The sequence below is a fragment of the Sphingomonas sp. Leaf407 genome (genome assembly GCF_001425385.1).
In the GTDB taxonomy this organism is placed as follows: Bacteria; Pseudomonadota; Alphaproteobacteria; order Sphingomonadales; family Sphingomonadaceae; genus Sphingomonas.
The window spans coordinates 1102734-1126091 of the sequence record NZ_LMQO01000001.1; the positions used below are offsets into that span (position 1 = coordinate 1102734).

The 23358-nt window shown below is 64.5% G+C and carries 31 protein-coding genes and 1 tRNA gene; 11 read left to right on the top strand and 21 right to left on the bottom strand.

Annotated elements, in window-relative coordinates:
* Positions 1-73: 73 nt before the first annotated feature.
* From ASG37_RS04965 to ASG37_RS05010, 11 genes are all read right to left on the bottom strand, one after another.
* Positions 74-691, bottom strand: coding sequence for an HK97 family phage prohead protease (locus ASG37_RS04965; RefSeq protein WP_235525219.1), 618 nt, complete (start codon positions 689-691; stop codon positions 74-76).
* On the bottom strand, positions 663-1958 hold the full coding sequence (locus tag ASG37_RS04970; RefSeq protein ID WP_055756605.1) for a phage portal protein: 1296 nt from the start codon (positions 1956-1958) through the stop codon (positions 663-665). The genes ASG37_RS04965 and ASG37_RS04970 overlap by 29 nt, the downstream gene beginning before the upstream one ends.
* Positions 1955-3733: a terminase large subunit gene (locus ASG37_RS04975; RefSeq protein ID WP_055756606.1), complete on the bottom strand. Its 1779-nt coding sequence runs from the start codon at positions 3731-3733 to the stop codon at positions 1955-1957. Before ASG37_RS04975 ends, ASG37_RS04970 begins: the two co-directional genes overlap by 4 nt.
* Positions 3734-3737: 4 nt before the next feature.
* Positions 3738-4094 carry a P27 family phage terminase small subunit gene (locus ASG37_RS04980; protein ID WP_055757345.1) on the bottom strand — a complete coding sequence of 119 codons (357 nt, stop codon included), beginning with the start codon at positions 4092-4094 and terminating at the stop codon, positions 3738-3740.
* A gap of 232 nt (positions 4095-4326) precedes the next feature.
* Entirely contained in the window at positions 4327-4611 is a 285-nt protein-coding gene (locus tag ASG37_RS04985) for an HNH endonuclease signature motif containing protein (protein WP_055756608.1), read from the bottom strand.
* Between the two features lie 3 nt (positions 4612-4614).
* Positions 4615-5253 (bottom strand): DUF3164 family protein, encoded by a 639-nt coding sequence (locus ASG37_RS04990; protein WP_055756610.1) that lies wholly within the window; start codon positions 5251-5253, stop codon positions 4615-4617.
* Positions 5250-5390: a hypothetical protein gene (locus ASG37_RS17595; RefSeq protein WP_156349170.1), complete on the bottom strand. Its 141-nt coding sequence runs from the start codon at positions 5388-5390 to the stop codon at positions 5250-5252. The genes ASG37_RS04990 and ASG37_RS17595 overlap by 4 nt, the downstream gene beginning before the upstream one ends.
* On the bottom strand, positions 5390-5620 hold the full coding sequence (locus ASG37_RS04995) for a hypothetical protein (RefSeq protein WP_055756612.1): 231 nt from the start codon (positions 5618-5620) through the stop codon (positions 5390-5392). Before ASG37_RS04995 ends, ASG37_RS17595 begins: the two co-directional genes overlap by 1 nt.
* A 126-nt stretch (positions 5621-5746) precedes the next feature.
* A complete protein-coding gene (locus ASG37_RS05000; RefSeq protein ID WP_055756614.1) occupies positions 5747-6499 on the bottom strand; it encodes a hypothetical protein in 753 nt (250 codons plus the stop codon).
* Between the two features lie 10 nt (positions 6500-6509).
* On the bottom strand, positions 6510-6905 hold the full coding sequence (locus ASG37_RS05005; protein WP_156349172.1) for a hypothetical protein: 396 nt from the start codon (positions 6903-6905) through the stop codon (positions 6510-6512).
* An 84-nt stretch (positions 6906-6989) separates the two neighbouring features.
* Positions 6990-7352 (bottom strand): hypothetical protein, encoded by a 363-nt coding sequence (locus ASG37_RS05010; protein WP_156349173.1) that lies wholly within the window; start codon positions 7350-7352, stop codon positions 6990-6992.
* 189 nt (positions 7353-7541) lie between these two features.
* Here ASG37_RS05010 and ASG37_RS17265 point away from each other — a divergent pair, with 189 nt between their 5' ends.
* The 3 genes from ASG37_RS17265 (at position 7542) to ASG37_RS05020 (ending at position 9179) form a co-directional block, all read left to right on the top strand.
* Positions 7542-7751, top strand: coding sequence for a hypothetical protein (locus ASG37_RS17265; RefSeq protein WP_082448354.1), 210 nt, complete (start codon positions 7542-7544; stop codon positions 7749-7751).
* 242 nt (positions 7752-7993) lie between these two features.
* Positions 7994-8392 carry a VOC family protein gene (locus ASG37_RS05015; protein WP_055756619.1) on the top strand — a complete coding sequence of 133 codons (399 nt, stop codon included), beginning with the start codon at positions 7994-7996 and terminating at the stop codon, positions 8390-8392.
* A gap of 229 nt (positions 8393-8621) precedes the next feature.
* Positions 8622-9179 carry a hypothetical protein gene (locus tag ASG37_RS05020; RefSeq protein ID WP_055756622.1) on the top strand — a complete coding sequence of 186 codons (558 nt, stop codon included), beginning with the start codon at positions 8622-8624 and terminating at the stop codon, positions 9177-9179.
* 155 nt (positions 9180-9334) lie between these two features.
* Here ASG37_RS05020 and ASG37_RS05025 read toward each other — a convergent pair whose 3' ends face one another.
* From ASG37_RS05025 to ASG37_RS05040, 6 genes are all read right to left on the bottom strand, one after another.
* Positions 9335-9670 carry a hypothetical protein gene (locus ASG37_RS05025; RefSeq protein WP_055756623.1) on the bottom strand — a complete coding sequence of 112 codons (336 nt, stop codon included), beginning with the start codon at positions 9668-9670 and terminating at the stop codon, positions 9335-9337.
* A 395-nt stretch (positions 9671-10065) separates the two neighbouring features.
* On the bottom strand, positions 10066-11133 hold the full coding sequence (locus tag ASG37_RS17270; protein ID WP_082448356.1) for a helix-turn-helix domain-containing protein: 1068 nt from the start codon (positions 11131-11133) through the stop codon (positions 10066-10068).
* On the bottom strand, positions 11133-11765 hold the full coding sequence (locus ASG37_RS17275; protein WP_082448358.1) for a hypothetical protein: 633 nt from the start codon (positions 11763-11765) through the stop codon (positions 11133-11135). The genes ASG37_RS17270 and ASG37_RS17275 overlap by 1 nt, the downstream gene beginning before the upstream one ends.
* Before the next feature lie 218 nt (positions 11766-11983).
* Positions 11984-12310 carry a thermonuclease family protein gene (locus ASG37_RS05030; protein WP_055756625.1) on the bottom strand — a complete coding sequence of 109 codons (327 nt, stop codon included), beginning with the start codon at positions 12308-12310 and terminating at the stop codon, positions 11984-11986.
* Positions 12307-13074 carry a hypothetical protein gene (locus ASG37_RS05035; RefSeq protein WP_156349174.1) on the bottom strand — a complete coding sequence of 256 codons (768 nt, stop codon included), beginning with the start codon at positions 13072-13074 and terminating at the stop codon, positions 12307-12309. Before ASG37_RS05035 ends, ASG37_RS05030 begins: the two co-directional genes overlap by 4 nt.
* Entirely contained in the window at positions 13071-13451 is a 381-nt protein-coding gene (locus ASG37_RS05040) for a helix-turn-helix domain-containing protein (RefSeq protein WP_055756629.1), read from the bottom strand. The genes ASG37_RS05035 and ASG37_RS05040 overlap by 4 nt, the downstream gene beginning before the upstream one ends.
* Positions 13452-13535: 84 nt before the next feature.
* On the opposite strand from ASG37_RS05040, the gene ASG37_RS17280 reads away from it, so the two are divergent.
* The 8 genes from ASG37_RS17280 (at position 13536) to ASG37_RS17285 (ending at position 17975) form a co-directional block, all read left to right on the top strand.
* On the top strand, positions 13536-13793 hold the full coding sequence (locus ASG37_RS17280; RefSeq protein WP_082448360.1) for a transcriptional regulator: 258 nt from the start codon (positions 13536-13538) through the stop codon (positions 13791-13793).
* Between the two features lie 151 nt (positions 13794-13944).
* Positions 13945-14406 (top strand): hypothetical protein, encoded by a 462-nt coding sequence (locus tag ASG37_RS05045; protein ID WP_055756631.1) that lies wholly within the window; start codon positions 13945-13947, stop codon positions 14404-14406.
* A 105-nt stretch (positions 14407-14511) separates the two neighbouring features.
* Complete coding sequence (locus ASG37_RS05050) at positions 14512-14895, top strand: hypothetical protein (RefSeq protein ID WP_055756633.1); 384 nt, start codon at positions 14512-14514, stop codon at positions 14893-14895.
* 50 nt (positions 14896-14945) lie between these two features.
* On the top strand, positions 14946-15077 hold the full coding sequence (locus ASG37_RS18130; RefSeq protein WP_268796261.1) for a hypothetical protein: 132 nt from the start codon (positions 14946-14948) through the stop codon (positions 15075-15077).
* The gene (locus ASG37_RS17600) at positions 15077-15283 is read left to right on the top strand and encodes a hypothetical protein (RefSeq protein ID WP_156349175.1); all 207 of its coding nucleotides are present in this window, start codon (positions 15077-15079) and stop codon (positions 15281-15283) included. The genes ASG37_RS18130 and ASG37_RS17600 overlap by 1 nt, the downstream gene beginning before the upstream one ends.
* 1 nt (position 15284) lies before the next feature.
* Complete coding sequence (locus ASG37_RS05060) at positions 15285-15602, top strand: helix-turn-helix domain-containing protein (protein ID WP_055756638.1); 318 nt, start codon at positions 15285-15287, stop codon at positions 15600-15602.
* A complete protein-coding gene (locus ASG37_RS05065; protein WP_055756639.1) occupies positions 15599-16231 on the top strand; it encodes a hypothetical protein in 633 nt (210 codons plus the stop codon). The genes ASG37_RS05060 and ASG37_RS05065 overlap by 4 nt, the downstream gene beginning before the upstream one ends.
* 118 nt (positions 16232-16349) lie before the next feature.
* Complete coding sequence (locus tag ASG37_RS17285) at positions 16350-17975, top strand: recombinase family protein (protein ID WP_082448412.1); 1626 nt, start codon at positions 16350-16352, stop codon at positions 17973-17975.
* Here the strand turns inward: ASG37_RS17285 and ASG37_RS05075 are convergent.
* The 4 genes from ASG37_RS05075 to ASG37_RS05090 all read right to left on the bottom strand — a co-directional run bounded on the left by ASG37_RS05075 (position 17932) and on the right by ASG37_RS05090 (position 23348).
* Positions 17932-18008, bottom strand: a tRNA-Met gene (locus ASG37_RS05075). The genes ASG37_RS17285 and ASG37_RS05075 overlap by 44 nt on opposite strands.
* Before the next feature lie 52 nt (positions 18009-18060).
* The gene (locus tag ASG37_RS05080) at positions 18061-18573 is read right to left on the bottom strand and encodes a 2'-5' RNA ligase family protein (protein ID WP_055756643.1); all 513 of its coding nucleotides are present in this window, start codon (positions 18571-18573) and stop codon (positions 18061-18063) included.
* Positions 18570-20414 carry a potassium transporter Kup gene (locus ASG37_RS05085; protein ID WP_230772179.1) on the bottom strand — a complete coding sequence of 615 codons (1845 nt, stop codon included), beginning with the start codon at positions 20412-20414 and terminating at the stop codon, positions 18570-18572. Before ASG37_RS05085 ends, ASG37_RS05080 begins: the two co-directional genes overlap by 4 nt.
* 234 nt (positions 20415-20648) lie before the next feature.
* On the bottom strand, positions 20649-23348 hold the full coding sequence (locus ASG37_RS05090) for a hypothetical protein (protein WP_055756647.1): 2700 nt from the start codon (positions 23346-23348) through the stop codon (positions 20649-20651).
* Positions 23349-23358 lie beyond the last annotated feature (10 nt).

A 23358-nucleotide genomic window follows, 5' to 3' on the forward strand; every position in this document is an offset into this window, starting at 1 on the left:
CGCCGGTGGGCGGGTGACGGGGGCGGCACGCGGGACACGCGCAGCCCGGTGCCGGCTTGCGCCGGGAGGCGGATCAGAGGCCGCGTTCGGCCTGTGCCTGCCGGGCGCGGCGGGCGATCGTCGTGGTCGGTACGGGCGGCGACGATCGCCGCTCGTTCCGCGCGGCGTCCAGCGACCGCATCCCGACCTCGGTATCGGGATATTGCGGCAGCGGCGTATAGGTGATCTCATAGAGGTCGCATTCGAGGATGGTCCGCTTCGGCGGTTCGACCCGGTCGTCCCATTCCTCGCGCGTGGCGATGAACCCGAACGACATGCCGGCGATGTCGCCGCGGTCGATCTGCACTGCCAGATCGCGCCCGTCGGTTGTGTCTGGCAACAGGTTCTCGAACGCCAGCCCCTTGGCATCCTCGCGAAGCGACAGCGTGCCGGCGCGCATCCGCCCCAGCACCCGGCCGGTATTGTGGGTATGGATCGCGATTACGTCGCGCTTCGTCAGCGAGGCCGCGAAGGCACCGGGGGCGATCACCTCGTTCCAGTATCCACCCACACTGGTCTCGACACCGAACACGGCGGCATAGCCGGTCGCGGTGCGGCCGGTATCGCCCTCGGCCGCCGCACGCATCTCGAGCGGCACGGCGATCGCGCGCGTCTCGCGCCCGTCAGTCCGCGATGGCGTCGGCATCGGCATCCGATTTCTCCTCGTCTTTGTCGAGCGGCGGACCGCCATTGTGTCCGATCGGCGCGGCCGGCGTGGTGCCGAGCACCACGGTCGCGCCCTGCATGTAAAGCTTGGCACCCGCGCCTGACGGATCGGGCGGCCGGTCCTCCAGCGCCCGCGCCTCGTCGGGGGTAAGCTGGCCGGTCATGATCGCCCGCGCCAACGCCTCGGTGCGCGCCTTGAAGTCGCCGCGCTGGAGCCCGTCTAGGATGTGCTGCACGTACCGCGACCGGCGGCGCTGCCCGAAGAGCTTGAGGTTGCACTCGTCCTCCAGCGCCTTCGCCCAATGAGCGATCAGGTGCTTTACGAGCTGGATGTCCTGCTGCTCGGTATTGCTGAAGGTGCCCTTCGACAGATCTTGCAGGAACACCGGCGGCAGGCCGTAGAGCCGCGCGATCTCCTGCAACTGGAACAGCCGCGCTTCGGTCATCTGACCCTTGGAGGGGTCGATCGACAACGCCTTCAGCGAATAGCCCGGCGGGATACCGAAGAACGGCGCGGCCGCCGCCCGGGCGGCGTCGATCGCGCGCTTGATGTCCGCCATTGCGCGCTTGAAGCCATCTGGGCCGCTCGGCATCGGCCCCTCGAGCGCGAGCGGCGGCGTGCCACCACTGGCAAAGAAGCCCGCGGCGTAGCGGTTCATCGCGATCATCAGCCCGATCGCGTCGCGGCCCTTCACTATCGGCGAATAGACGTTGAGCTGGTCCGGCTTCAGCATGAATGGGACGTCGATCACGTCGCCGGCGGGATAGTCGTTACCCTCGCAGGTATAGATCTTGCGACCCTTGCGCCGACGGACGGTCGTCGCGCGCGGGTTCATCGGCCACAGCGCCACCGGCTTGGTGCCGACACGCTCGATCCAGAACAGCCCGCGTCCACTGGTGAACACCTGCTGCCAGAAATACTGACGGGCAGCGAAGCTCGACCACTCCGGGTTCGGTGCCTCGTTCAGCAGCATCTGAAGATCGCCGTCGCTACGCTTCGGCTTGCCGTCGATAGTGGCGAAGGCGTGGAACGGCAGCGCTGCCATGGTGCGCGACAGGAAACTGACCGCGTCGAATACGGCCGGCACCTCCAGCGCGGACTCGATGGTGACGATCGGCATCGCGACCGGCCCGCCGTCCCCGGTGCTGCCGAATAGCTGAAGCAGCTCTTCCGGGCTGGCGGACGAGATCGCGATCGGCGCGCGCTCTAACGATCGCGTCTCGGCCGCGCGGCCGAAGGGCCACCACCTCATGCCGAAGCCATGCTGAATTCGGGATCGTCGTAAGGCGAAGTGGTCATGGCTTCCTCCTCTTCGCCGGACAGCGCGACCCCGACCGCGATGATGAGCGCGACGGGGTTATCGATCTTGGCTTCGTTGCGCGGTTTGCGCGGGCGAACGTTGTCCATTGCGTCGGGCGACGCGATCACGTTGTTCATTTCCCATTCCATCACCGGGCACCCGGCATGGGCGATATGTCCGGCGCGGGTGAAGGCATCGAGCTGCTTCATCGGTTCGGACAGCGTGAACACGCTCTGCCGGAACTCCAGCATCGGCGCGCCCTTCTTGACCATCCTGTTGACCAGCATGGTCGCCTGCGCCGGATCATAGGCGATCGTCTGGACGTCGAAGAGATCACGCGCCTGGTCGAGCGCGATCTCGATCTCTTCGAAGTCGATGATGTCGCTCGACGCGCTGACGTCCAGCAGACCATCGGCATCCCAGCCCTGGTAAGCGCTGACATCCTCGACGGCCTTGGACGGCAGGAAGTACCGGCCGAGCCGGATGTACGGATCGTCGACCGTCGCCTTGCTGCCGATCGGCGGGAACAGAAACTCCATCGCAGCGATGTCGATCTTCGACGCCAGATCGAGGCCGATGATGCACCGTCGGCCGACGAACCGCTCCAGCTCGGCCGCCTCGGCAAAGCGGACTGGGATCGTCCGGTCGACGCACTTCCGCCACTTCTCAATATCGAAGAACGCGGCCTTGGCCGCGACCCACATATTGAGGTGCTTGGTCTTGAAGATGCCCCGCTTCCGGGGCGTCGAAATCGCATCGCGCTGGCGGGCCAGCAGATATTCAAGGCTGACCGAGATCCCGATATTGGGGTTGGCCTTGCGCAGCGCCTTCTCGGTCCGCCAGTCGTCGTCCTCGTCCAGCGTGTATTCGGCGAAGAACGTGTCGTCATCGAGCGGTGGGCCGCCGTTGTGACCGATGCCGGCGAGGCGCTCGCGCTGCTCGAGGATCATCGCATAGCAAGGACCTGCGAGGTTCTCACCGGCGGTGGTGATGAGGAATTGCAGGGGCTGCGTGCGCGCGCCCATGCCCGTCAGCATCGTATCGACCTGCCCGTCGTCGCTGTGCTCGTGATACTCGTCGTGGATCGAGCAGCTCGGCGACTGGCCGTCACCCGGATCGCCAACGATCGTCTCGAATTTCGACCCATCGTCCGGCCGCAACAGCGTCTTCGCCAGCAACTGGATGCGGAACCGATCGCGCAGCGGCTTGGTGCGATCGACGATCAGCCGCGCGGGCCGGAAGACCTCGCCCGCCTGTTTCTCATTCGTCGCACCCGAATAGACCTCGGCACCGAATTCCTGGTCGGCGCACAGCATGTACAGCCCGACGCCGGCGGCGATTGCGCTCTTGCCGTTCTTGCGCGGCACGATCAGGAACCAGCGCCGGAAGCGCCGGGTATCCTTCTGCGGTCCGTCGCGGTGGAGCCACCCGAAGACAACGGCGATGTTCCAGATCTGCCACGGCTCCAGCGACAGCCGCTTCTTCTGCCGTGCCCACTCCCCCTTCGTATGCGGCAGCTTCTCGATGAACCGGCACGGCCGGGCCGCGCGATCGTCGTCGAACCGGTATGGGAAAAGCCCCATACCGGCCTTGGTCAGCTCGTCGAGGAACCGCTTGCATTGCAGGCGGATCGACTTGCCGGCCGCGATCTTCCCCGACACGACGTCGGCGGCATACTGCTTGGCGATCGCGGGGTAATCCCGCACCGCCCCCGGCGCGCGAACCACGCGCTCAGAAGTCGTCCCAGTCGCCCGGCGCGTCGTTCTTGCCGGCCGCGATCCTGAGCGCGGCAACCGGGTTGAGCATCAGCTCACCCAACAGCGACTGCGACTGGCGCATGGCGTCGGACAGCATCCGCACTTCGGGACGCGGACGGTATGTCACGCTGCCGGTGGCAGAAATCTGCTCGTAGGTGTCGCCGCACGTCTCCAGCACCGCTTGCCATCGCTGGATCTGCTCGAGCCGGATCGCGAGGAGCGCGACCTGTTGCACATACCTCGCGTCAGCCCGCCCCTCGATCTCGAGCTGGTCGACGATCTGGTTGAACAGGAGCTGCGCCAGATCGGAGAGGTGGATCGGCGGCAGCATCTTGATCGCGGCACCCGGCGTGGCCGGCACCTGCGTCCGTTCGGCCGCCGTCAGCCCTAAGAGGGGCGACCGTCTTTTCGGCCCCGTCCCGGGCCGCGCACCACCGCTGCCCATCGGAAGCCTCCAACAAAAAAGTTTTGAATAGCCCTATTCAAAAGTTTCCCTGACCGCCGGTGTCCGGGGTCCGGCCTGCCTAGAGATTGACCCACCCCCCCCGGCCCGGGGCGGCGGATCAGCGCTTCTCGCGCGCTGATTTCTCGAAGTGACAGGGCTTGCACAGACCCTGAAAGTTGGACCGATCGTTCGATCCGCCCGCGCTCAACGGCTTGATGTGGTCGACTTCCTCGGTCGCCCGCGTCCGGCCGGCAGCGAGGCAGACCCGGCACATCGGCTCTTCCATCCGCACCTGCGTCCGCAGTTTGACGCCAGCGCGGCCGCGAATGCGCTTGTGTTTGTAGCCGCCGACGTACTGCTTCGCGCCCGGTCGGGCACCGAAGCGGGGCGGCTGCATCGGCATCGCTCAGGCCGATGCCATGTCGAGCGTGACGCCCTTCCACGCGCCATCGCCCGTCGGACGTTCATAGAGCCGCGTGTACACCTTCGACCCGGTGACACGCATACTGTCGCGGATCGCGTCCATCGCCCGCCGCCACCGTGCGTCGGTGATCTCGACGCGCAGCAGCAGGAACATCGCCGCGCGATCGATATGGCCTTCCTTTTCGACGGAGAACGCGCGGTTGACGATTGCGCGGATCTCCGGGCGGCCGTCGCTCGCCCATTCTTTCAGGCATTCGTCGATCAGCGCCTTTGCCGCCTGTAGCTCGGGACCAAACTCGAACTGGTCCGACACCTGCACCTTCAACTGTTCACACCCATCGAAGGTGGTGAGCGTCAGATTGCCCTTCTTGCCACCCATTGGCGCGCCATACTGCTGCGCCAGCAGCTCTAGCAGGGCCTGCACCTGATCGGAGGTATCGGCCTTAAACGCGGCGATCGCGGCCGACAGCTCGCGTGCCCGGACCAAAACACACCGCACTGTCTCGTCGATCAGCAGGTCGGCCGCTTTGACCGCCTCCAACGGGACCAAATTGCCCTTGGCGTCCCGCAGGTACAGGCGGCCGCCGACGTCGATCGCGGCGGGGGGGCGCTTCTCGGTCATGCCGCCACCCGGCCGCGATAGAACGCCAGCTCACGCTCGACGAGGTCAAGAAACCCGCGCGTCACCGGCACGACCTCCTCGGGTTTGCCCTGTGCTGCTGCCCGCACCTTCTGAAGATCGACCCGCTGCTGCATCATCACCATGCTGCCTTGCTGCCGTCCGGGCTGACATAGCGCGGCGGATTGGAAGGGGTGCGACACTTGCCCCGGGCGGCTTCATCGAGCCGACGGGCGATCCCACGCGCTTCGTCCGCAAGCACCTCGTACAGCCCTTGGCTCGGGGTGGCGGTGCGACCGCGCGCGATGGTCCGGTCCAGGTCGTCGGACAGACGCTCAAGGGCGTCGAGGAGCGGCACGGTATCGGCCATGGCATCCTCCCGAAAACGACGACGCCCGCCTGCCCGGGGATGGGCGGCGGGCGGCGGACGCAAGTATCGCGGGGTCGGATTTGGCCGTTTCGTGGCCACTTTGGCAGTGGCGAAAATGTGGGCGCGTCAGGAAATCGCAGCGTGGAAGAGCGTCAGCGTCTCCTCGGTCACGACGTGCCGGCCGTGGCTCAGGAAGCGCGGCCATGCGTCCAGCGCCGCGATCAGCAGCCGCTTCGCGCGACGATTGTGCATATTGTACCGTTTGGCGACGACGGTGAAGCCGATCGTATCGCCCACAATCATATCGAGCACGGCCTGCACCGGTCCCTCGATCGCCTCGCGCCAATAGGTATAGGCGACTTCGTGCTGCACGCGGGAAAGCGCTTCATAGAACGTCCCGTCCCCGCGCCGCCCGGAATCGATGCGTGTCTCGAGGCTGGCGGTCTTCACGGTGACGTCGGCGCCGATGCGCTCGGAAACCGTCGCGATCTCGACGGCATAGGCAAGCTGGTCCGCCGTGATGCCGCCACTCGCATAGAGCCGGGCAAGCGCGCCCTGGTGAACGCGGCCGGCGCGCTCGTGCGTCTCGGCGGTGCCGTCGCCACGCTTGGCCCACCGATCAATCATCACCGCGCGCTCCTTGCGGAACGCCCGCTCGGCGCGCGCTGCCTCGGGATGCCGGGCGGCCCAATCGCGCTTGTGGTCCAGCGCGCGCGCCGCCAGCGCTGCCTCGACCGGTGATGGCTTGCGCCGCTTCGGGGCTTTCGTGGACCAGCTCACCGTCGACGGCGTCGGTGCGGTCGCCGCAGCGTGCGCGGCCTGCGCGTCGCGGCGTTCGGCAAGCGCGGTGCGGTGCTCGCGCGCAACGATCGCCCGCATCACCTTTGCCTCAACCGCTGATTCCTGCTGCATCGCTATCCCACCCCTCGACATCCGCGATGTGGTCCAGCGCGGCAGGAATAGGCAGTGGCGATAATGTGGGTGGTATCAGCTCGCGAATCTCTGCGTTGATCCGCCATCCGACTTGGCGAAGCGCAGCCAGCACGGCTTCCTCCTCGGTCGGCAGCGTGATCGAGCGAGGGACGCCACGCTGCTGGTTGACGATGCCCGCCTTGACCAGGCTTTTTACCGCTTCGCGCGCTCGACCATGATCCGCGCCGATGCCGGCAGCAATTTCACCGTAGCTCGGCGAGCAATTGTTGGTCGACCAATAGCTTTTGATGAACCGGAGCGCCAATTGTCGCCGGCTCACCATTTCAGCACTCAGACGATCGTGCGTGTCCATTCCAGTATTAGCCAACCCCCGGATCAATATAAGCAAAATCGTCCCAATTGCCACGGCTCGTCTGACCGACGGCTCCGCCGGTCGTCACAGCCGCTCCTGCTGGGCCGGCGGCACCGGTGGGCGATCGGGGGCCTCGGCGCGGTGGATCGCTTCCATCAGCGGAATGGACGCTTCCCACCCGAACGCGCGAAGGATGCCGTGCCAATGGGCAAGCATGTCATTTCGCCGGATCACAAGGCACGTCGTCTCATTCTCGATCGGCAGACGCGGGCTGGTCGCCGCTTTCCAGAAGCCGTCGAACGGATGTCGCTCCCCGTCGGACAGAGCGTGTAGCAGCGCGAGGATAGCCCGCAGTTCTGCCGCCTTCGGGTACGGATCCGCGGTCGCACCGACAAACTTTCGATGCAGCACGGCAAGACCGATCAGGATGCTACGGGTCGGCTCCATGTGGAACATGAAGCGAACCAAATCCAACATTGCAAGCGCGCGGGGCGGAGCTACCCTCCGCCCGACATCAGCGTTTCTGCGGCCTGATAGAAGCTTGATACCCGCAAGGGGATGATCTGATACCCGCGACGTCCACTTCCGCCCAGTTGCGGACATTGCAATTGTGCCTCGCTGCTATAAAAGTTCTGGGTGACCAACGAGGAACGCCACCTGCTGACCGCCCTTGCTTGGATGTGCGAGCAGTATCTTGGCAGCGGGAAAGCTGATTGGCTGGATCATGAGGCTATGGGTGCTGGCGAAGACGCTATTGCCCTGCTCGCGAAATATGGGCTTGTCTCATGCTCGGGCCGGGGCGGTGCATGGACAGAGGCAGGTAAAGCGCTGTTATCGTCGTCGTAGCGAACGGCAGTTAGCCACCACTACCGGACATTACCGCGACGGAGGATCCCTCCGCCGTGCGCGCCGTTTCCCGCGGGTTAGCCAAGCCCCGATACCCGCAAACGGACGGCGCGGTACCCTTACTGTCCGCGAACACCCAGTAGCGGGCATTCCGAAGGCGCAGGGATGACTGCGGGTCATGTGTCGGTTACGTAAGACGGGAAAGACTGATCGGCAATCGATCGGGCTCTAGGAGAGTATGTGTGCTTTTTCACACCATGGTCGGATCGAACGACATTGAACGGTCCAAGCGCTTCTACGACACGGTGCTCGGCACCTTGGGTGCTGGGGAAGGGACGCGGAACATCGCCGATAGCGGCCATACACGTCTAATCTACAACAATGGCAACGGGACCAACTTCATCGTCAGCCAGCCAATCAACGACGAACCGGCAAGTGTCGCCAACGGCAGCACCGTCGCCTTTTCCTGCAACTCGCCCGAGCAGGTGAAGCAGCTTCACGACACCGCCGTCGCCGCTGGCGGAACCTCGATCGAAGCTCCGCCCGGACCGCGCGAAACGGCCTCGATGGGTACCATCGAACTGGCCTATTTTCGTGACCCCGACGGTAACAAACTGTGTGGTATTTACTTTCCTGCCTGATCCGTCCGGCACCTGTCCGCTTCTAACCTAACCGGACCTAGCTCGGGCGATCCCACGAATGTCCGTTTCTGACCAGATTCGGACGTTCGTGCGGCGGAGGCACCCTCCGCCATGCCCACGCTTTTCTGCGGGGAAGCGCACCGCTGATACCCTTAGATCCGCGGTACGATACCCGCGATGTCTGCTCACGCCCAATTGCGGAGATGCGCCATCTCGCTAGACAAGGCCGATGGACGCTTTCAATTTCGCCTTCACGCTTTTTGGCCTCCTGCTTGGATTCACGCTTGTCGAGGTTCTTTCCGGGCTGGCCAAGACCCTGCAATTTCATGGTCGTATCCGCGCCGGCTGGTTGACACCCTTGCTCGCGATCTTTGTGATGCTCGACGTTTTGTCGTTCTGGGATGGTGCTTGGGCGGCTCGCGCGCTTATCCCGGTATCTTACGGGACATTATTGGCCGGGCTTGTCATCACCGGCGTCTACTATCTTGCCGCGTCGTGGATTTTCCCGCAGTCCTGGGAAGACGGAACGGACCTTGATGCTCATTATCTCGATCATCGAAGGATAGTCTTGCCAGGCATTTGGGCCTGCAACGCGATCCCGTTCTCGCTACTGGCGTGGCAAGCTGCACAGCCCATGTCGATGTCCGGCATTTCTCTGATAGGCCTGTATTGGGTGCTGGTCGGAACTGCCTTCATCAGCCGGTCTAAAGTCGTGAATGTCGTTGCGCTGGGTGGGCTGATCGCCGTCTACTTGGTCAACGCTTTTCTCTCATGGAACGGCGGCTAACCACCAAACCCGGACGTTCATGCGGCGGAGGTGCCCTCCGTCGATCCAACGCAAATCTGCGGGTTACAGCGACTATGGCACCCGCATATTATGAAGCCAGTACCCGTGACCTCAGCGCGGAATTGTGGTGACTCGACTGCCGGAAGGCAGCGGAATCAACCGCCGCGCGACTTGGCAAAAAGATAGATGAACATTCCCACGCCCACCGAGAGAAGGAGGGGCGATGCGTGACGATAGAGATTAATGTTGCCCGTGAGCGGCCTGCCGGATCGCCGCGCTTCCACCACCAATCCGCTAGCGATAAACGAACAGAAAGCCGCGAGCGCAATCACACTCGCCGCGACAACCACAGCACGCGCCGACTTCCCTTGGACTTTCTCGGCGAGCGCAAGGACGCCACCTAGCGCGAAGAGGCAGAGCGAAGTGACGTGCTTCAGATAATCGTAGAGCAGCGCGTCGCCGTCTCCAGCAGGCTGCGTGTCGTCCTCCATGACGCCCTATCCCCCCGTCGTATCGCCCGACGCTATCCGATGCGCATCCAGCGCACAATCTTCGGGCGCAGAAGGTACGGGCACCACACTCGCTGCCGTCGCGAGGAACGTCCGCTGCCGACCACACCCGTCGGTCGCGCGGCGGAGAACCCCTCCGCCGCAGCGGCAGAAAACCGGCCATGAGACGCGACGTGATACCCGCTATCCTGCCTGGAATACCCAGACGACGCTAGGAGCTGGCAGGCACTGCAAACGGGATCAGGTTCGACGTTTACGCACGCTGCTGCACCATTCGCGGACCCGGCTTTGGTAATCGTCTCTGTATAGTCTCACCAGTAGCGAAACCCCATCATCCGCCAAAGCGGATGACGGGGAAACACGACCCATAGGTCCAGCTATACTAAGGATAGGGTACGGCCGCTGATGGCGGTACTAGTAACTGGCCCAGCAAGCCCGAATATCAGGCTCTCTATTTCCTCAATCGGAACAGATAGATCTTTCGCTATTTCCACTTTAGTCAAACGCTTAGTCCAAAGCGCGGTCAAAACCTTGCTTAGCGCTACAGAGGTTTCCCTAGGCACCCCGTCTGGCTCTCCGCTCCTGTACCCTAAAGAACCAAGGTGGATACAAAACGATCGATAATTCCAGTCCGAAATTAGATTCAAACCGTGGAGCCTATACGCCAAAGCCATGGCAGAAACTTTCCACCGCTTCTTCGCGCGTATGATTTGCTGCGGCGATATCACATCAGACATTTCATTTTTAACGTCGTGCTCCGGCATTAGAAATGATGATGCAAATTGGTCAGCTTGAAACTCAGAGCCCTTATCATTCCGAGCACCAGCGTGATGGTGCAACACCAAATGCCCCAGTTCGTGTACGCTATCGAAGATTGATCGCTCGGCTGTTTTCTCTTGGTTCAGAAAAACGTAGGGCCGATCACTTCGCCAGAAAGAGTAGGCGTCAACATTCTTAGTATTTTCTGACAGCGATAAGACACGAACGCCCTTTGACTCCAGTAGTTTTAGGACGTTTCCGATCGGCCGGTCTCCGAGTCCCCAATGCTGACGCAGCAAACGGGCAGCAACATGCGGACGGCTACGCTCCTTGTTCAAGTCGATTAGATCTGGTTTCGGAAGATCGAACCGCTTATCAATCCAGTCGTACAGCTCAATACCTAAGGCCCCGGCAGCAATGGAAGCATCGCGCTCCGCTGCACTCATCTTCTTGAGGCTTCTAAAGCTTACGGTTTCAGCGTCGACGACTTCCAAGCCATTTTTATAAAAAAAACATACAGGATAATCCAACGCATCCGCGAATTTTTCAACCGTCGACGTTTCTACTTGATGTCCATTTTCTGCCTTTGAAACCGTTACCGGAGTTACACCGGCACGATCAGCCAATTCCCTGCCGGACAACTTTCTCCGCTGCCTAGCTATAATCAAGCGCTCTGAGCAAAACATTAGATCGCATCTTTAAATCGAACTTCGACATCGAAATCGTCAATGGGTCCGGTTTCCGGACTGATTTCGTCTGTCCAGTCGTTGTCGGGAGTGGTGATAAGGATACGTTCGACAAAGTCAGCATATGACCCGTTACTGATGACCGGCTGTGACAGCTCTACACTACCGTCCTCACCCACCATCAAATAGTATGTCGGAACGCCATCCTGGCGAACATTTGTCAAAGGTCCTGAATCTACCCCGGCAAATTGAAAGAGCGTAGGGCCACACAATGATTCGGAGGCGGAGCCTTTCGCAGAACGCGGGTTCGGAGGGAAGATCGGATCACACGCTCGGTCCACGTTCTGGAAGGCAATTCGAACGCGGCGCTCTCGGTTCGAAACCGCTTCGATCCCGCAGGTTCGGTCGACGCGCCAGGAACCGTCGAGAAGTTGCTGGCGGAGCTCCATGACGCCGTAGATATATGCCAACGTGCCCGGGGCGTTAATGGGCATCAAAGGGCTAGCGTCGTCAGCCCAAGCCCGGGCTGCCGTTGCGACCAGTAACAGCTGATTTGGAACGAGACCGAAGTCCTCTAAGCGCTTTCGGACATCCCAATCGCCCTGTACGATTGCGGTGGCAAACGTCGGCATCCACACACTCCGTTTAATTATCACCCCCACGGTAGAGGGAGCGAAAATTAAACGCAAGGGGGATGATCACGCTACGTTCCGTTATGACGCCGGAGGCTCCCTCCGCCGTGGCCCAGACCGCAGGCGGCGGAGCCGCCCTCCGTCGTCGGCACGTCAGATCAGCGGAAAACGGCCGGTCATCGTGCGAATTCTCACACCGATACCCGGTCGATACCCGCCTATTCCCACCGTGCCACCCGCACCGCCATGCCGCTGCGCACCTGCGCAGCCGACAGGTCCACGCCATTCACGCGCACCCGCGCCAGCGTCCGGCCGTACCGATCACGGCCGCGGCGCACGATTGTCGCCGGCCCGCGCGCGATCGCCGCCGCCAGCGCGGCCTTCGACGCGACAGGGTCGCCCTCGACGCACTGGCGGCCGCGCCGGCAATGGCCGGGCAGCTCGGGCGCATCGATGCCGAGGAGCCGGATGCGCTCCCGCCCACAGCGCAGCGTGTCGCCATCGATCGCGACCAACGCGCAGGTCAGCGCAACGAACGCGATCATTGGCACAGCAGCTTGACCGCGCGACCAATCCCAGTCCCCCAAGCGATCTCTTCATCGGTATGCCGCCCGTCGGCATCGACGATCGCGGCGCAGCTATGAAGAATCAGATCACCGACCTTTCGGCGCTGGTGCTGCGGCGTCCTGTAGAATTCAACCAAGCTATTCGCGAAGTCGCCGCTATCGGGGGCGAGCTTTCGACAAGCACATATCGCAGCCCGGATGTCGTCATCGTCCCCGCCAAAGCGCATAGCATAATGTGCCAGCGCGTCTTCGATCGCGACCCATTCCATGGCGTGATCGTGGCCGTCGCAGCGCGCCAAGAAAACGAGCGCCTTTGCAAAGGTACCCATCCCCTTATGCACGAAGGGCAGACCGTCCCGCCGCAGCGCAGCTATATGCTCGAAGGGATCGATCAACTCACCGTCGTCGATCGTCGCCATCGCCACGATGCGATCGACGCGGAACAGCCGATAGGCGCTCGCCTCGTGACAGAACGCGGCGATCGCCGAATGCCCGGCGCACAGCGCCTCTTCTCGAATCAACGAAACTCGACGATGGCTTCGTGCGCCAGAAGCGTCCTCATATTCGATCAAGACCGACCAGCCGGCCGCGTCACCACGACGCGAGGCACCGGTGCGCGGACCGATCGAACCTCGTTCTGCTTCGGTCCAGCGGCCTTCCGGCCAACCCGGCACAACGCGACTTTCCGCCGCTACCTCCGCAATGATCTGGCGAATTACCGCCGCCGTCTGGACGCCGTTCATTCTTCCCCCTGGTATGCAGGCTTCGGTGAATTGACGGTTGGCTGGTTCATTCCCGTCACCATCGTCCGCGCGATCTGCATCAGCGCAGCGCGGTTCGGCACGTCGAGCGCGTCAAATAGTTTCAGCCACTCGGACTGCTGCGAAGTGAGCGTCGGAGCTTCTGAAGCGTCTAGTTCGGGATCGTCAATTTCGCCGCTCAGGTAGCTCGGCGTCGTCCCCAACTCGCGCGCAATCTGATGAAGTTTGGTCGAGCTTCGCTGCTCACCGCGGATCAGACCACTTATGGTGGATTGCCGAACGTGAAGGCGACGAGCCAGCTCTGACTGAGACAGGCCGGTCGCTGCTAACCGCTCAGCGATTCTGTCACCTACTGTCATGCCTAACTAACTAACGCGATCGCGATAATGAGCGACCAGCATTTTCCGATTGCGCAAGTATCGCGATTGCGATAGCCCAACGCAATGGCGCTACCTATCCAAACAGAATCAGCGTTAGAACGCGCTATTCGTGCGGCAGGATCGCAGTCTGCGCTCGCCCGGCTCATCGGCACCCGCCAGTCAACAGTCGCAAGTTGGCTGGTGCGGAAGAAAGCGCTTCCGCCGGAGCATGTGCTTTTGGTCGAAGCCGGCACTGGAATTTCCCGGCACGACCTACGTCCCGATATCTATCCCCGCGACAACGCCGCTGCTGATACGCAACAGGTCGGCGCTCGCGCATGACGTCCCCCTTTCCCCCTTTCGGCCAGCGTATCGGCCGGAAACCGCGCCCGGCCCGGGTTGGATCAGGCCGGGCGCGGACCCTGTGCGCCTCACTAAGCGCCCCCGGTGCCGGTCGTCTGTCACGATCGGCACCGGGTTTCGGGACGGCCGCATGACGAAGGCCCGCGATCCCCTGTCGGTCGAGCAGGCGCTCGACGACGTCGTCGGCGCGATCGGCGAAGACAATGCGATTGCCGCGACCGGTCGGCCGAAGGGCTATTTCAAGCGCGCGTCCGATCCCGACAGCCGCGAGCTGCTGTCCTGCGCCGACGCGATCGAGCTGGACGCGGCGCACGACCGGATGATCGGCGGTCGCCCGATCACCGCCATGATGCGCCGCAAGATCAGCGCGCGGTGCAAGGATTCCCGGCTCGGTGCCGAACAGCTCCTCGGCGCGACGATCGAATCGATGCGCGAATCGAGCGAGGCGCATGCCGCGCTGATCGAGGCGACCTGTCCCGACGCCACACCGGCGGTCTGGCGCAAGGCGATGCGCGAGCATCTCCAGGCGCTCGGCGCGCAGGCACGCCTCACCCCGGTCCTGCGCGCGATGCTGAAGCAGCAGTCGCCGTGACCTGACGCCGCCGTCCTCCCGGACCCCTGCCCACCGCCACCCACCCCCGGTTCGCGACCACCCGGTTCGCGAAGCGGATTTCTGCTGCCCGAGGACTTCGCCGCCGTGATCCTGACCCCCGGTGCCTATCTGCGCTACCGCCGCACCGCCGCCGGCCTTGCCATCGCAGACGTCGCGCAGGTGATCGCCACCGATCCCAAGATCGCCGAGCACCGCCGCGGCGAATGGCTGTTGCTGATCGAGGCGGACGCCGTCCCGGCCAACTGGTCGACGATCGTCGCGCTACGCCGGTTCGTACCGTTCGATCTGAGCGTGCTCGAGCGGCTGTCGCTCATCGCCGGTGGCATCGACCTGCGTCCGCCCCGGCTATGCCGGATGTGCGCCGCGGGCGACGTCGGACCGCCCGGCATTGCCGTTGCTGGCTGGATCGCCACCGATCTTTGTTTGGGCTGCGCGCCGCTTGGCCTGCCGATCGCCGGCCACGCATGACCATGCTTTCTCACAGCACCGGCCGCCGACTTGCACGCGCCAGCGCGGCCTTGGCTGGCTTCGCGATCGGCGCGGTCCTGCTCGATCGCGCCGCGATCGCCGCCGTCGCCGCCTGTGCTGCCTTCGTGCTGCTCCTCACCCTTGTCCTGCACCTCGTTCGCCAACCGAAGGGAAATCGCTGATGCATCATCCTTCCCGCCCCACCGTCTGGCATGGCCAGTCTTGCCGCTGTTCAGGATGCAATCCTCCTGCCCCCAGCATCGTCGAACCATCGCCGCTGCGCACCGTCATCGAGATGGTCGCGGCGCTGTCATTCGGCTTGTTCAACGCATGGGTCGTCGACCGCTTGCTCGACGGACCCGGTATCCAGATCATGTTCGGGTACTGACATGAGGATTGCAGAGTCTTTTCGTGAAGCGCCGGTGATGACCTACCATCGGAATCTGGTGCAATGCCGCCTCTTCAATACGCTCTCCAGCATTGCCGAGGCCGGGGAACCTTGCCCGACGAACGACGGCTTGGCGGAACGCCTCGGCTGCGATCCTCGCGCGGTGGCCCGAGCCTTCACGGAATTGCGCGAGCAGGCGCTGATTGCGGTGGAGCCAGCGCGTACCCAGCGGCGCGTTACGATCGTAGCAAGCGGGAAATCGACGGCCGTGATCGTGCCAGCCAAGCGCATCCGCTCGCGACGGAAGGTTTCGATATGACCGTCGCGACACTCGACGTGCAGCGTGCCGCCCGGCGCGCCCGGTCATGCTTCACCTTGGCCCGATCCAGCACCTTTGCCGGTGAACGCGACGCCGCGATCGCGCGCGGTATCCTCATGGCCGAGAAAGCCGGGCTGTCGCTGGATGGCTTCGACATCCCCGGCCGCGTCCGCCAGCGCCAAACGGCGTCGTCGACGACAGCCAACCGACCCGGCATCGCCGAGCGCATGCGCGGATCTGAAAGCGACTTTCGGGAAGCCATTCGGGAAGCGGCCGATACCCGGCGCAGATGGGCCGAGGAACTGCGCGTCGGCGACGACGAATCGATCTACGATGCCAAGCGCCGCGCGTTCAATGAAGCGACGGCCGCCGCTGCCGAACGCGATAGTGCCGCCGGCCGACGCGCCAGCGATCTGCCGGATCGGGCGGAGCTACGCCTTCACGATCTGCGCGAACGCTGGCCTTCGGTCGATGCGGCGATCAACGCGCTGAAGGCCCGGCGTATCGTGGTTCATCCGGCCACCAATCTGGCAGATCCAGCAACGCCCGCGTGGTTCGCGCCGGTTCGCGGGTTGCAGGTGCTCGACGAATGGCAATTGCGCGAACTAGCAGACGAGGTGATGGCATGATCCGCCCCCGTCCTGACGGCTCGTCGCTCAGCCCGGCAATCGCGGCGCTGGTAGCCGCCATTGCCCGTGACATGGCCGCAGAGGATGTTGCGCGCGCCTACCCCCCTCGGAGCCCTCAATGCCTCGCTGCGCCATCTACGCCCGCTTCTCGTCCGACCTGCAATCCGCCAACTCTGCGGAGGATCAGATCGCCATGTGCTCGGCTCGCGCCGAACGCGAAGGTTGGGAAGTCGCCGGCGTCTATACCGACATCGCCATATCGGGAGCATCCAACCGGCGGCCCGGCATGACCGCAATGCTAACCGACGCCGGAACCGGATCGTTCGAGATCGTCTGCTCCGAGGCAATCGATCGGATCGCCCGCAACCAGGCCGACATCGCGACGATCTACCAACGGCTGGAATTCGCCAACGTCCGCATCCACACGCTGAGCGAGGGTGACGTCAGCGAGCTGCACATCGGCCTGAAAGGCACGATGTCGGCACTGTTCCTGAAAGACCTTGCCGACAAGATCCGCCGCGGCCAGCGGGGCACCGTCTCGCGTGGCCGCGTGCCCGGCGGCCTCGCCTATGGCTATGATGTGGTGCCGGCGATCCGGCCCGATGGCGAGCTTGATCGCGGCCTGCGCCGGATCAATCCCGAGCAGGCGGCGGTCGTTCTTCGCATCTACCGCGAATATTCGACCGGCCGGGGGCCGAAGGCGATCGCGCGCGGGCTGAACGAGGACGGCATCCCGGCCCCGCGTGGCGGCGACTGGCGTGCATCGGCGATCGCCGGGTCGCGCGCGCGAGGCTTGGGCGTGCTGCACAACCCGATCTACGCCGGCCAGTACCTCTACAACCGGCTGCATATGCGCCGCGACCCCGAGACCCGCCGCCGGGTATCGCGGGTCAACCCAGCGTCCGAACGGGTGCTGGTCGAGATGCCCGAGCTGCGGATCGTGCCGCAGGATCTGTGGCAGCTTGTCCAGGACCAGGCGGCGGAACGCTCGACTGGACCGCTCGTCCAGCGCAAGCGCCCGAAGCACCTGCTGTCCGGCATCGTCATGTGCGGGGCGTGCGGCGGCGCATACGCGATGATTGGCGGCGGCCGGATGGCCTGCACCCGCGCGCGGGAAGCGGGAACCTGCGACGTCACGCGGACCGTCGCCCGCTCGATGCTGGAGGCCCGCGTCCTGAAGGGCGTTGCCGAGCACCTGCTACAGCCGGAAGCGGTATCGGTCTTGGTGCAGGAGTACCACAGCGAGATCGAGACGAAGCGCAAGGACCGAACGCGCGACGCCGCCGATCTCGATCGGCAGATCGGCAAGGCGGAGGCACAGGTCCAGCGCCTGATCGCGGCGATCGCGGACGGCGCGGCCGACTTCAGCGATGTCCGCGAAGCGCTGACCGCCCGAAAGGCCGACGTCGAACGTTATCGTCGCGAAAAGTCCGAGGTCGAAGCGATACCGGTAATCGCGCTGAACCCAGGCATCGTTGATTCGTATCGGCGCCGGGTGCGCGGCTTAGCCGCAACGCTCGATGCCGGAACACCGTCCGGGGACGAAGTGAAAAGCCGCCTGCGCGACCTGATCGAGCGTGTGAAAGTCATGCCCGACAATCATGGTGGATTTGATATCGAGGTTCTATCGTCGTTCGGCGCCGTTGTGGCGCTAGCGACTGATCAGAACCGGCGGGACCGTACGTCCCGCTCGGTTATGATGGTAGCGAAGGAGGGATTTGAACCCCCGACCCCAGGATTATGATTCCCGTGCTCTAACCAACTGAGCTACTTCGCCCCACGCATCCCCGTTCGGGGAGGCGGCCCTATACGAACGCGAATCGTGGCCGTCAAGCGAACATATGCCGGGAAAGCGCTTCCCATGGTCCGCCACGATACCACCAGCTTGCCAGACCGGCGATCCGAACCGGACGGGGCGCGAAACCGGCGTTCAGACGGGCAAGGAGCGCCTTGGCCTCGGCCGGTTCGACCTTGTTCTGGATGGTGACATGCGGCCGCCAGCCGGCCTTGTCCTGCGGCACCAGCATCGTCGCGAACGCATCGGCGATGTCCGCACGGATCGCCTCCAGTTCGGGTGCTTCGATGCGATAGGCGACGCCACGACCAAGGTTCAGGAGTCCGCCGACCCGTGCCTGCGGTGCCCCCTGCCCCCGTGTCGCCGCATTGAGCCGCTGTTTCAGCTCGGCTCCAAGTTCGGGGGCGAGGTGATGGAACATCGTGCAGTGCGCGGCGAGCACGTTGCGCTCGGGGGGAAAATACGCGCGGCGCTGCGTGTCGAACCATGCCTGATCCTCGGGCGCGAACAGCGCGGTGACGATGATCGGGGCCGGACCGTCGGTCAAATCTCCACCTGACTGCCGAGTTCGACGACGCGGTTGGTCGGCAGGCGGAAGAACTCCATCGCGCTTTCCGAATTCTGGAGCATCCACGCGAACAGCTTCTCGCGCCAGATCATCATCCCCGGCCGCGACGAGGGGAGCAACGTCTGCCGCGCGAGGAAGAAGCTGGTGTCCATCATCCGGAAATCGCCGCCGCAACAGCCGACTTCCTTGAGCGCGCCCGGCACGTCGGGGTCCTGCATGAAGCCGAACTTCAGGATCATGCGGTGGAAACCCTGCCCCAGATCCTCGTTCTTGGTCCGCACGACCGGGTCGACATAGGGGGTATCGGCAATCTTGACGGTCAGCAGAACGACCCGGTCGTGCAGTACCTTGTTGTGCTTCAGATTGTGGAGCAGCGCGTGCGGCACGCCTTCGGGCGTCGACGTCATGAACACCGCCGTACCGGGAACGCGGGTGGCGGAATTGGCGGCCGACTGGATGAACACCTTGATCGGCATCGCCGCCTCGCGCATCCGCTCGATCATCAGCTTGCGGCCCTTGGCCCAGGTCGTCAGCAGCACGAACACGATGATGCCGACCAGCAGCGGGAACCAGCCGCCATCGGGCACCTTGGTCAGGTTCGACGCGAAATAGGCACCATCGATGCACAGGAACAGGAACACGAACGCCCCCGCCGCCACCGCCGGCCAGTTCCACACACGGCGGAACAGGACGCCGATCATGCAGGTGCTGATGAACATCGTGCCGGTGACGGCGATGCCATACGCAGCGGCGAGGTTCGACGATTCCTGAAAGCCGAAGATCAGCAGCAGCACCATGACGAGCAGCGCCCAGTTGACCGACGGGATGTAGATCTGCCCCGCCGCATCGGCGCTGGTATGTTCGATGCGCAGCCGGGGCATCAGCCCGAGTTGCACCGCCTGCTGCACCACCGAGAATGCGCCGGTAATCACCGCCTGGCTGGCGATGACCGTCGCCAGCGTGGCGAGAATGACGAGCGGCAGGCGGAAATCCTCAGACGCCATGAAGAAGAACGGATTTTCGGCAGCACTCGGGTTGTTGAGCAGCAGCGCCCCCTGCCCCAGATAGTTAATCATCAGTGCGGGGAACACGAGGTAGAACCACGCGACCTGGATCGGCCGCCGACCGAAATGGCCCATGTCGGCATAGAGCGCCTCCGCCCCCGTCACCGCCAGCACGACCGAGCCCAGCGCCAGAAAGGCGAGGACGCCATCCTGCTGGAAAAAGCGGATCGCCCAGATCGGGTTCAGCGCCTGGAACACTTCGGGCCGTTCGAGGATGTTGAGGATGCCAAGCCCGGTCAGCGTCGCGAAATAGACGACCATGATCGGCCCGAACAGCCGACCGACGCTGGCGGTGCCGACCGACTGCAACCAGAACAGCCCGATCATGATGACCACCGCGATCGGAATGACGAACGCATCGAAGCGCTGGTCGACGGTCGCCAGCCCCTCGACCGCCGACAGCACCGACATGGCGGGCGTAATCATGCAGTCGCCGAAGAACAGCGCGGTCGCCAGCACGCCCAGCACGATCAGGCTGGCGGTCCAACGCCCGCCGCCGCTCTTGCGCTGGATCAGCGCGAGCAGCGCGAGACTGCCGCCCTCGCCGTTGTTGTCAGCGCGCATGATGACGAAGACGTATTTCAACGTCACGATCAGCATCAACGACCAGAAGACAAGGCTGACGACGCCGAAGATGTTGATCTGATCGACCGGCAACCGGTGATGGCCGACGAACGTCTCCTTCATCGCGTACAGCGGCGAGGTGCCGATGTCGCCATAGACGACACCGATCGCCCCGAAGGCAAGCTTCGTGATCGACTGGCGCGGGCCATGGTGGCCGACCGGTTCGGCGGTGAGATCGACGGCTTGCGGCGAAGCCTCTGCGGTAGAGTTCACGAGCGCGGGGACCGCGCCGGAGTGGCAACGATATTGGTCATGGCGACCGCGTCCCAATGGTTCAGGGGCGGGCCGTTAGCATGCGCACAACGCCGCTGCAACGGGCCTGAATGCAGCGGCGTCGATGGACGCAGGCTGAACGGCACGCTCCAGCTATTCCGCCACCCCGCCCCGCCGGCCCCGCAGCCGCCCGGCGTCGATCGCCGCGGGGATCAGCGCGAGGTTCTCGATCGCGGCCAACCCCCATTGCGACGCGGCGTTGGTGCTGACTCCGGGCCATTCGACGATTCCGCCGGGCAGCGTCCGCCGGGGATCGCCGGGTGCCACGCCGAGCCCGGCGCGACCGGCATAGAATTCGCTCGCGGCACGACTCGCCAGACCCGCATCGCCGGTTTCGTGCGCGACGAACGCGGTCAGCCGGGAATGCGCCTCGCCCAGATTCTCCGAACCCCGGCGCGGGCCATAGCGTGCCTCGAACTCCGCACGCGGCGCATTGTAATAGCGGCAATAGTCCAGCCACGCCGCGCGATACCGCGGCACGTCTAGCAGTTGCAGCAGTTCGGCATTGATCTCGACCGCGCCGAACACCGAATTGAGGTGCGACAGCGACACTTTGTCGCCCGGCCCGACGAAGCGACCGCTGGCGAGGTCATAGGGGGCGCTGCCGGCGATCCAGCCATTCTTCAACCGGCCGATGCTGTCCATGCCGGCGGTCAACCGGTCGCGCCAGCGTCGCTCGCCGGTGCGCTCCCATTCGGTCAGCCAGGCGGCGGCAAGCGAACACCAGACGGTGCCGAACGACATCTCGATCGTTCCGGCGGGCAGGACCTGCTTCACACCGCCCGGCACCTTGCGGCCGATCTCGACATTGGTGAGCGTCCGGTCCGATTCGAGCAGGTCACGCATCAGGTCACCCACGCGCTCGTCGGCGGTCAGGTAGTAATAGATGCGGCGATAGGCGGCGTTGCTAACCCGCGGCTGTTTGGAACTGTCGCTCCAATGCTGGACGCCGTGGCGCGTGCCCATCCCCTTGAAGCGGCCGGTGTGATAGACGTCGACCTCGCCGGTGTGGCGCGTCATCGCCTCGGCCAGCCGGTACGCCTGCCCGCCGCCGGTACGCAGCGCCTGCATCCACAGCCACAGGTCGGGCGACAATTCGCTGTTGGCCCATGCGAAACCGCCGATGTCATAGCGCCACTGATGCCGGTCGGCGTCATAGCTGTGCATCACGTCGCCGTGATTCCAGAAGCCGTACCAATGGCGCCGCTCGACCTCGCCGGCATAGAAATCGACGAGGTTGGTGAGCTGGTCCTCGATCGCAACCCGGTTGGGCGTCGAGCGATCGGGCAGGCTCCAGTGGCCGAACACCCGGGCGTCGTGAAGGCCATCCGCGTCGGCCACGAGTTGCGGCGGGCTGGAAGCGAGATTGGCGAGCGCCTGCAACCGATCGGTCGCGGGCGTTTCGGGAAAGGCCCAGAGCATCAGCTCGCTAGTGCGGGCGATGCCGGTCGCGCTGTCCCAGCCGGGTTCGTAATCCTCATATGTAACGGCCAGCCCCTCGTTCTGGGCGGCGAACGCCTCCATGCCCATCACCCCGCGATAGGGGCGCAAGTCCATCGCCGGAGCCTGCGGCGACCAGAGCCACAATGTCAGGTCGGCGGCATCGCCGGCCGCGCCGCCGATCGCGATCTCGCTCGGATGCCGTTCCCAGAACCAGCGCGAGGCGATCGCCGCCCCGCCCGCCGGACTGCCGACATAGCCGAAGCCCGGCGCGCGAGTCCCTTCTGCGGCATCGATCCACGCATGGCCGGGCGCGGTGCGCTTGCGCAGCGTGAAGCCGCCAGCGGACAATTGCGCCAGCGACAGGTCGCCCCATGCCGGAATACGCTCGATCAACTCGCCGACCGGTTTGGCCATGTCGGCCAGCGGCGGCGTCGCCCGCCCCGCGATCTGCGCGCTACGGGTCGCCTCGCCCGGATCGCGGCGCAGGCCGGTCAGCGGGCGGACCGCCTCGACGAACATCGCATCTTCGGCCAGCGCGAGGCGGATATGGCGGTCGTGGAGCGGTGCGGCCATCGGCACGCTGCCACGAACGCCCAACCCCGAGACGAACCATTGCGCCGGGTCGACGTCATGAATGAAGCTGTGGACGATCCGCAGGCCTGGCGATCCGGCATAGGCGTACAGTCGCACGACGAACGGCAGCATCATCCGGTCGCCCGCAACATGTCGTCCCTCGACCTTCACGACCGCGCGGACCGGACCGTGCTGCTCGACGGTGATGCGCTCGATCCGGCCGTTCAGCGCGATACGCGGGCCGTCGGGTGAACCCTGCCGCACCTCACCCACCAGCGACACGTCGCGCAGGACGACACGCTCACCATAGGCGGCCTGCCGAACGACGGCGTCGCCGCTGCGCGGAATGTGCCAACGAAGATCGCCGCTGATGATGACGACTACGTCGGCGCGTTCCTCGACGCGGAGCGGGGCGGCCGGCGCCGGCGCGGTGCCGGGGGCCACGGTCAGCGTCGCGCCCGGCATGACGTCGGCGGGCAGCGCGTGCGCGGTCCATTTGATCGAGCCATCGGGCCACGTCGCCGTCACCCAGCTTTGCGCCGGAACGGCCCGACCGCCGGCATCGCGCACCGCCAGCGATCGACGGCGGTTCAGCGTCCCCTGGGGCCACGCCAGCCCGAACGTCTGGCCGGCGTGGGTGGCGGGTGCGCCACCCTCCACCCAATGCGCGCCGACCGGACGGGAAACCGTGCGCGGCACGGCGAATGCCGGCAGGCTGCGGGCGGTGGCGGCGGCAAGGATCGTGGCCCCGAGCAGGCTACGGCGGGTCATCCGCATCGCGGTTCTC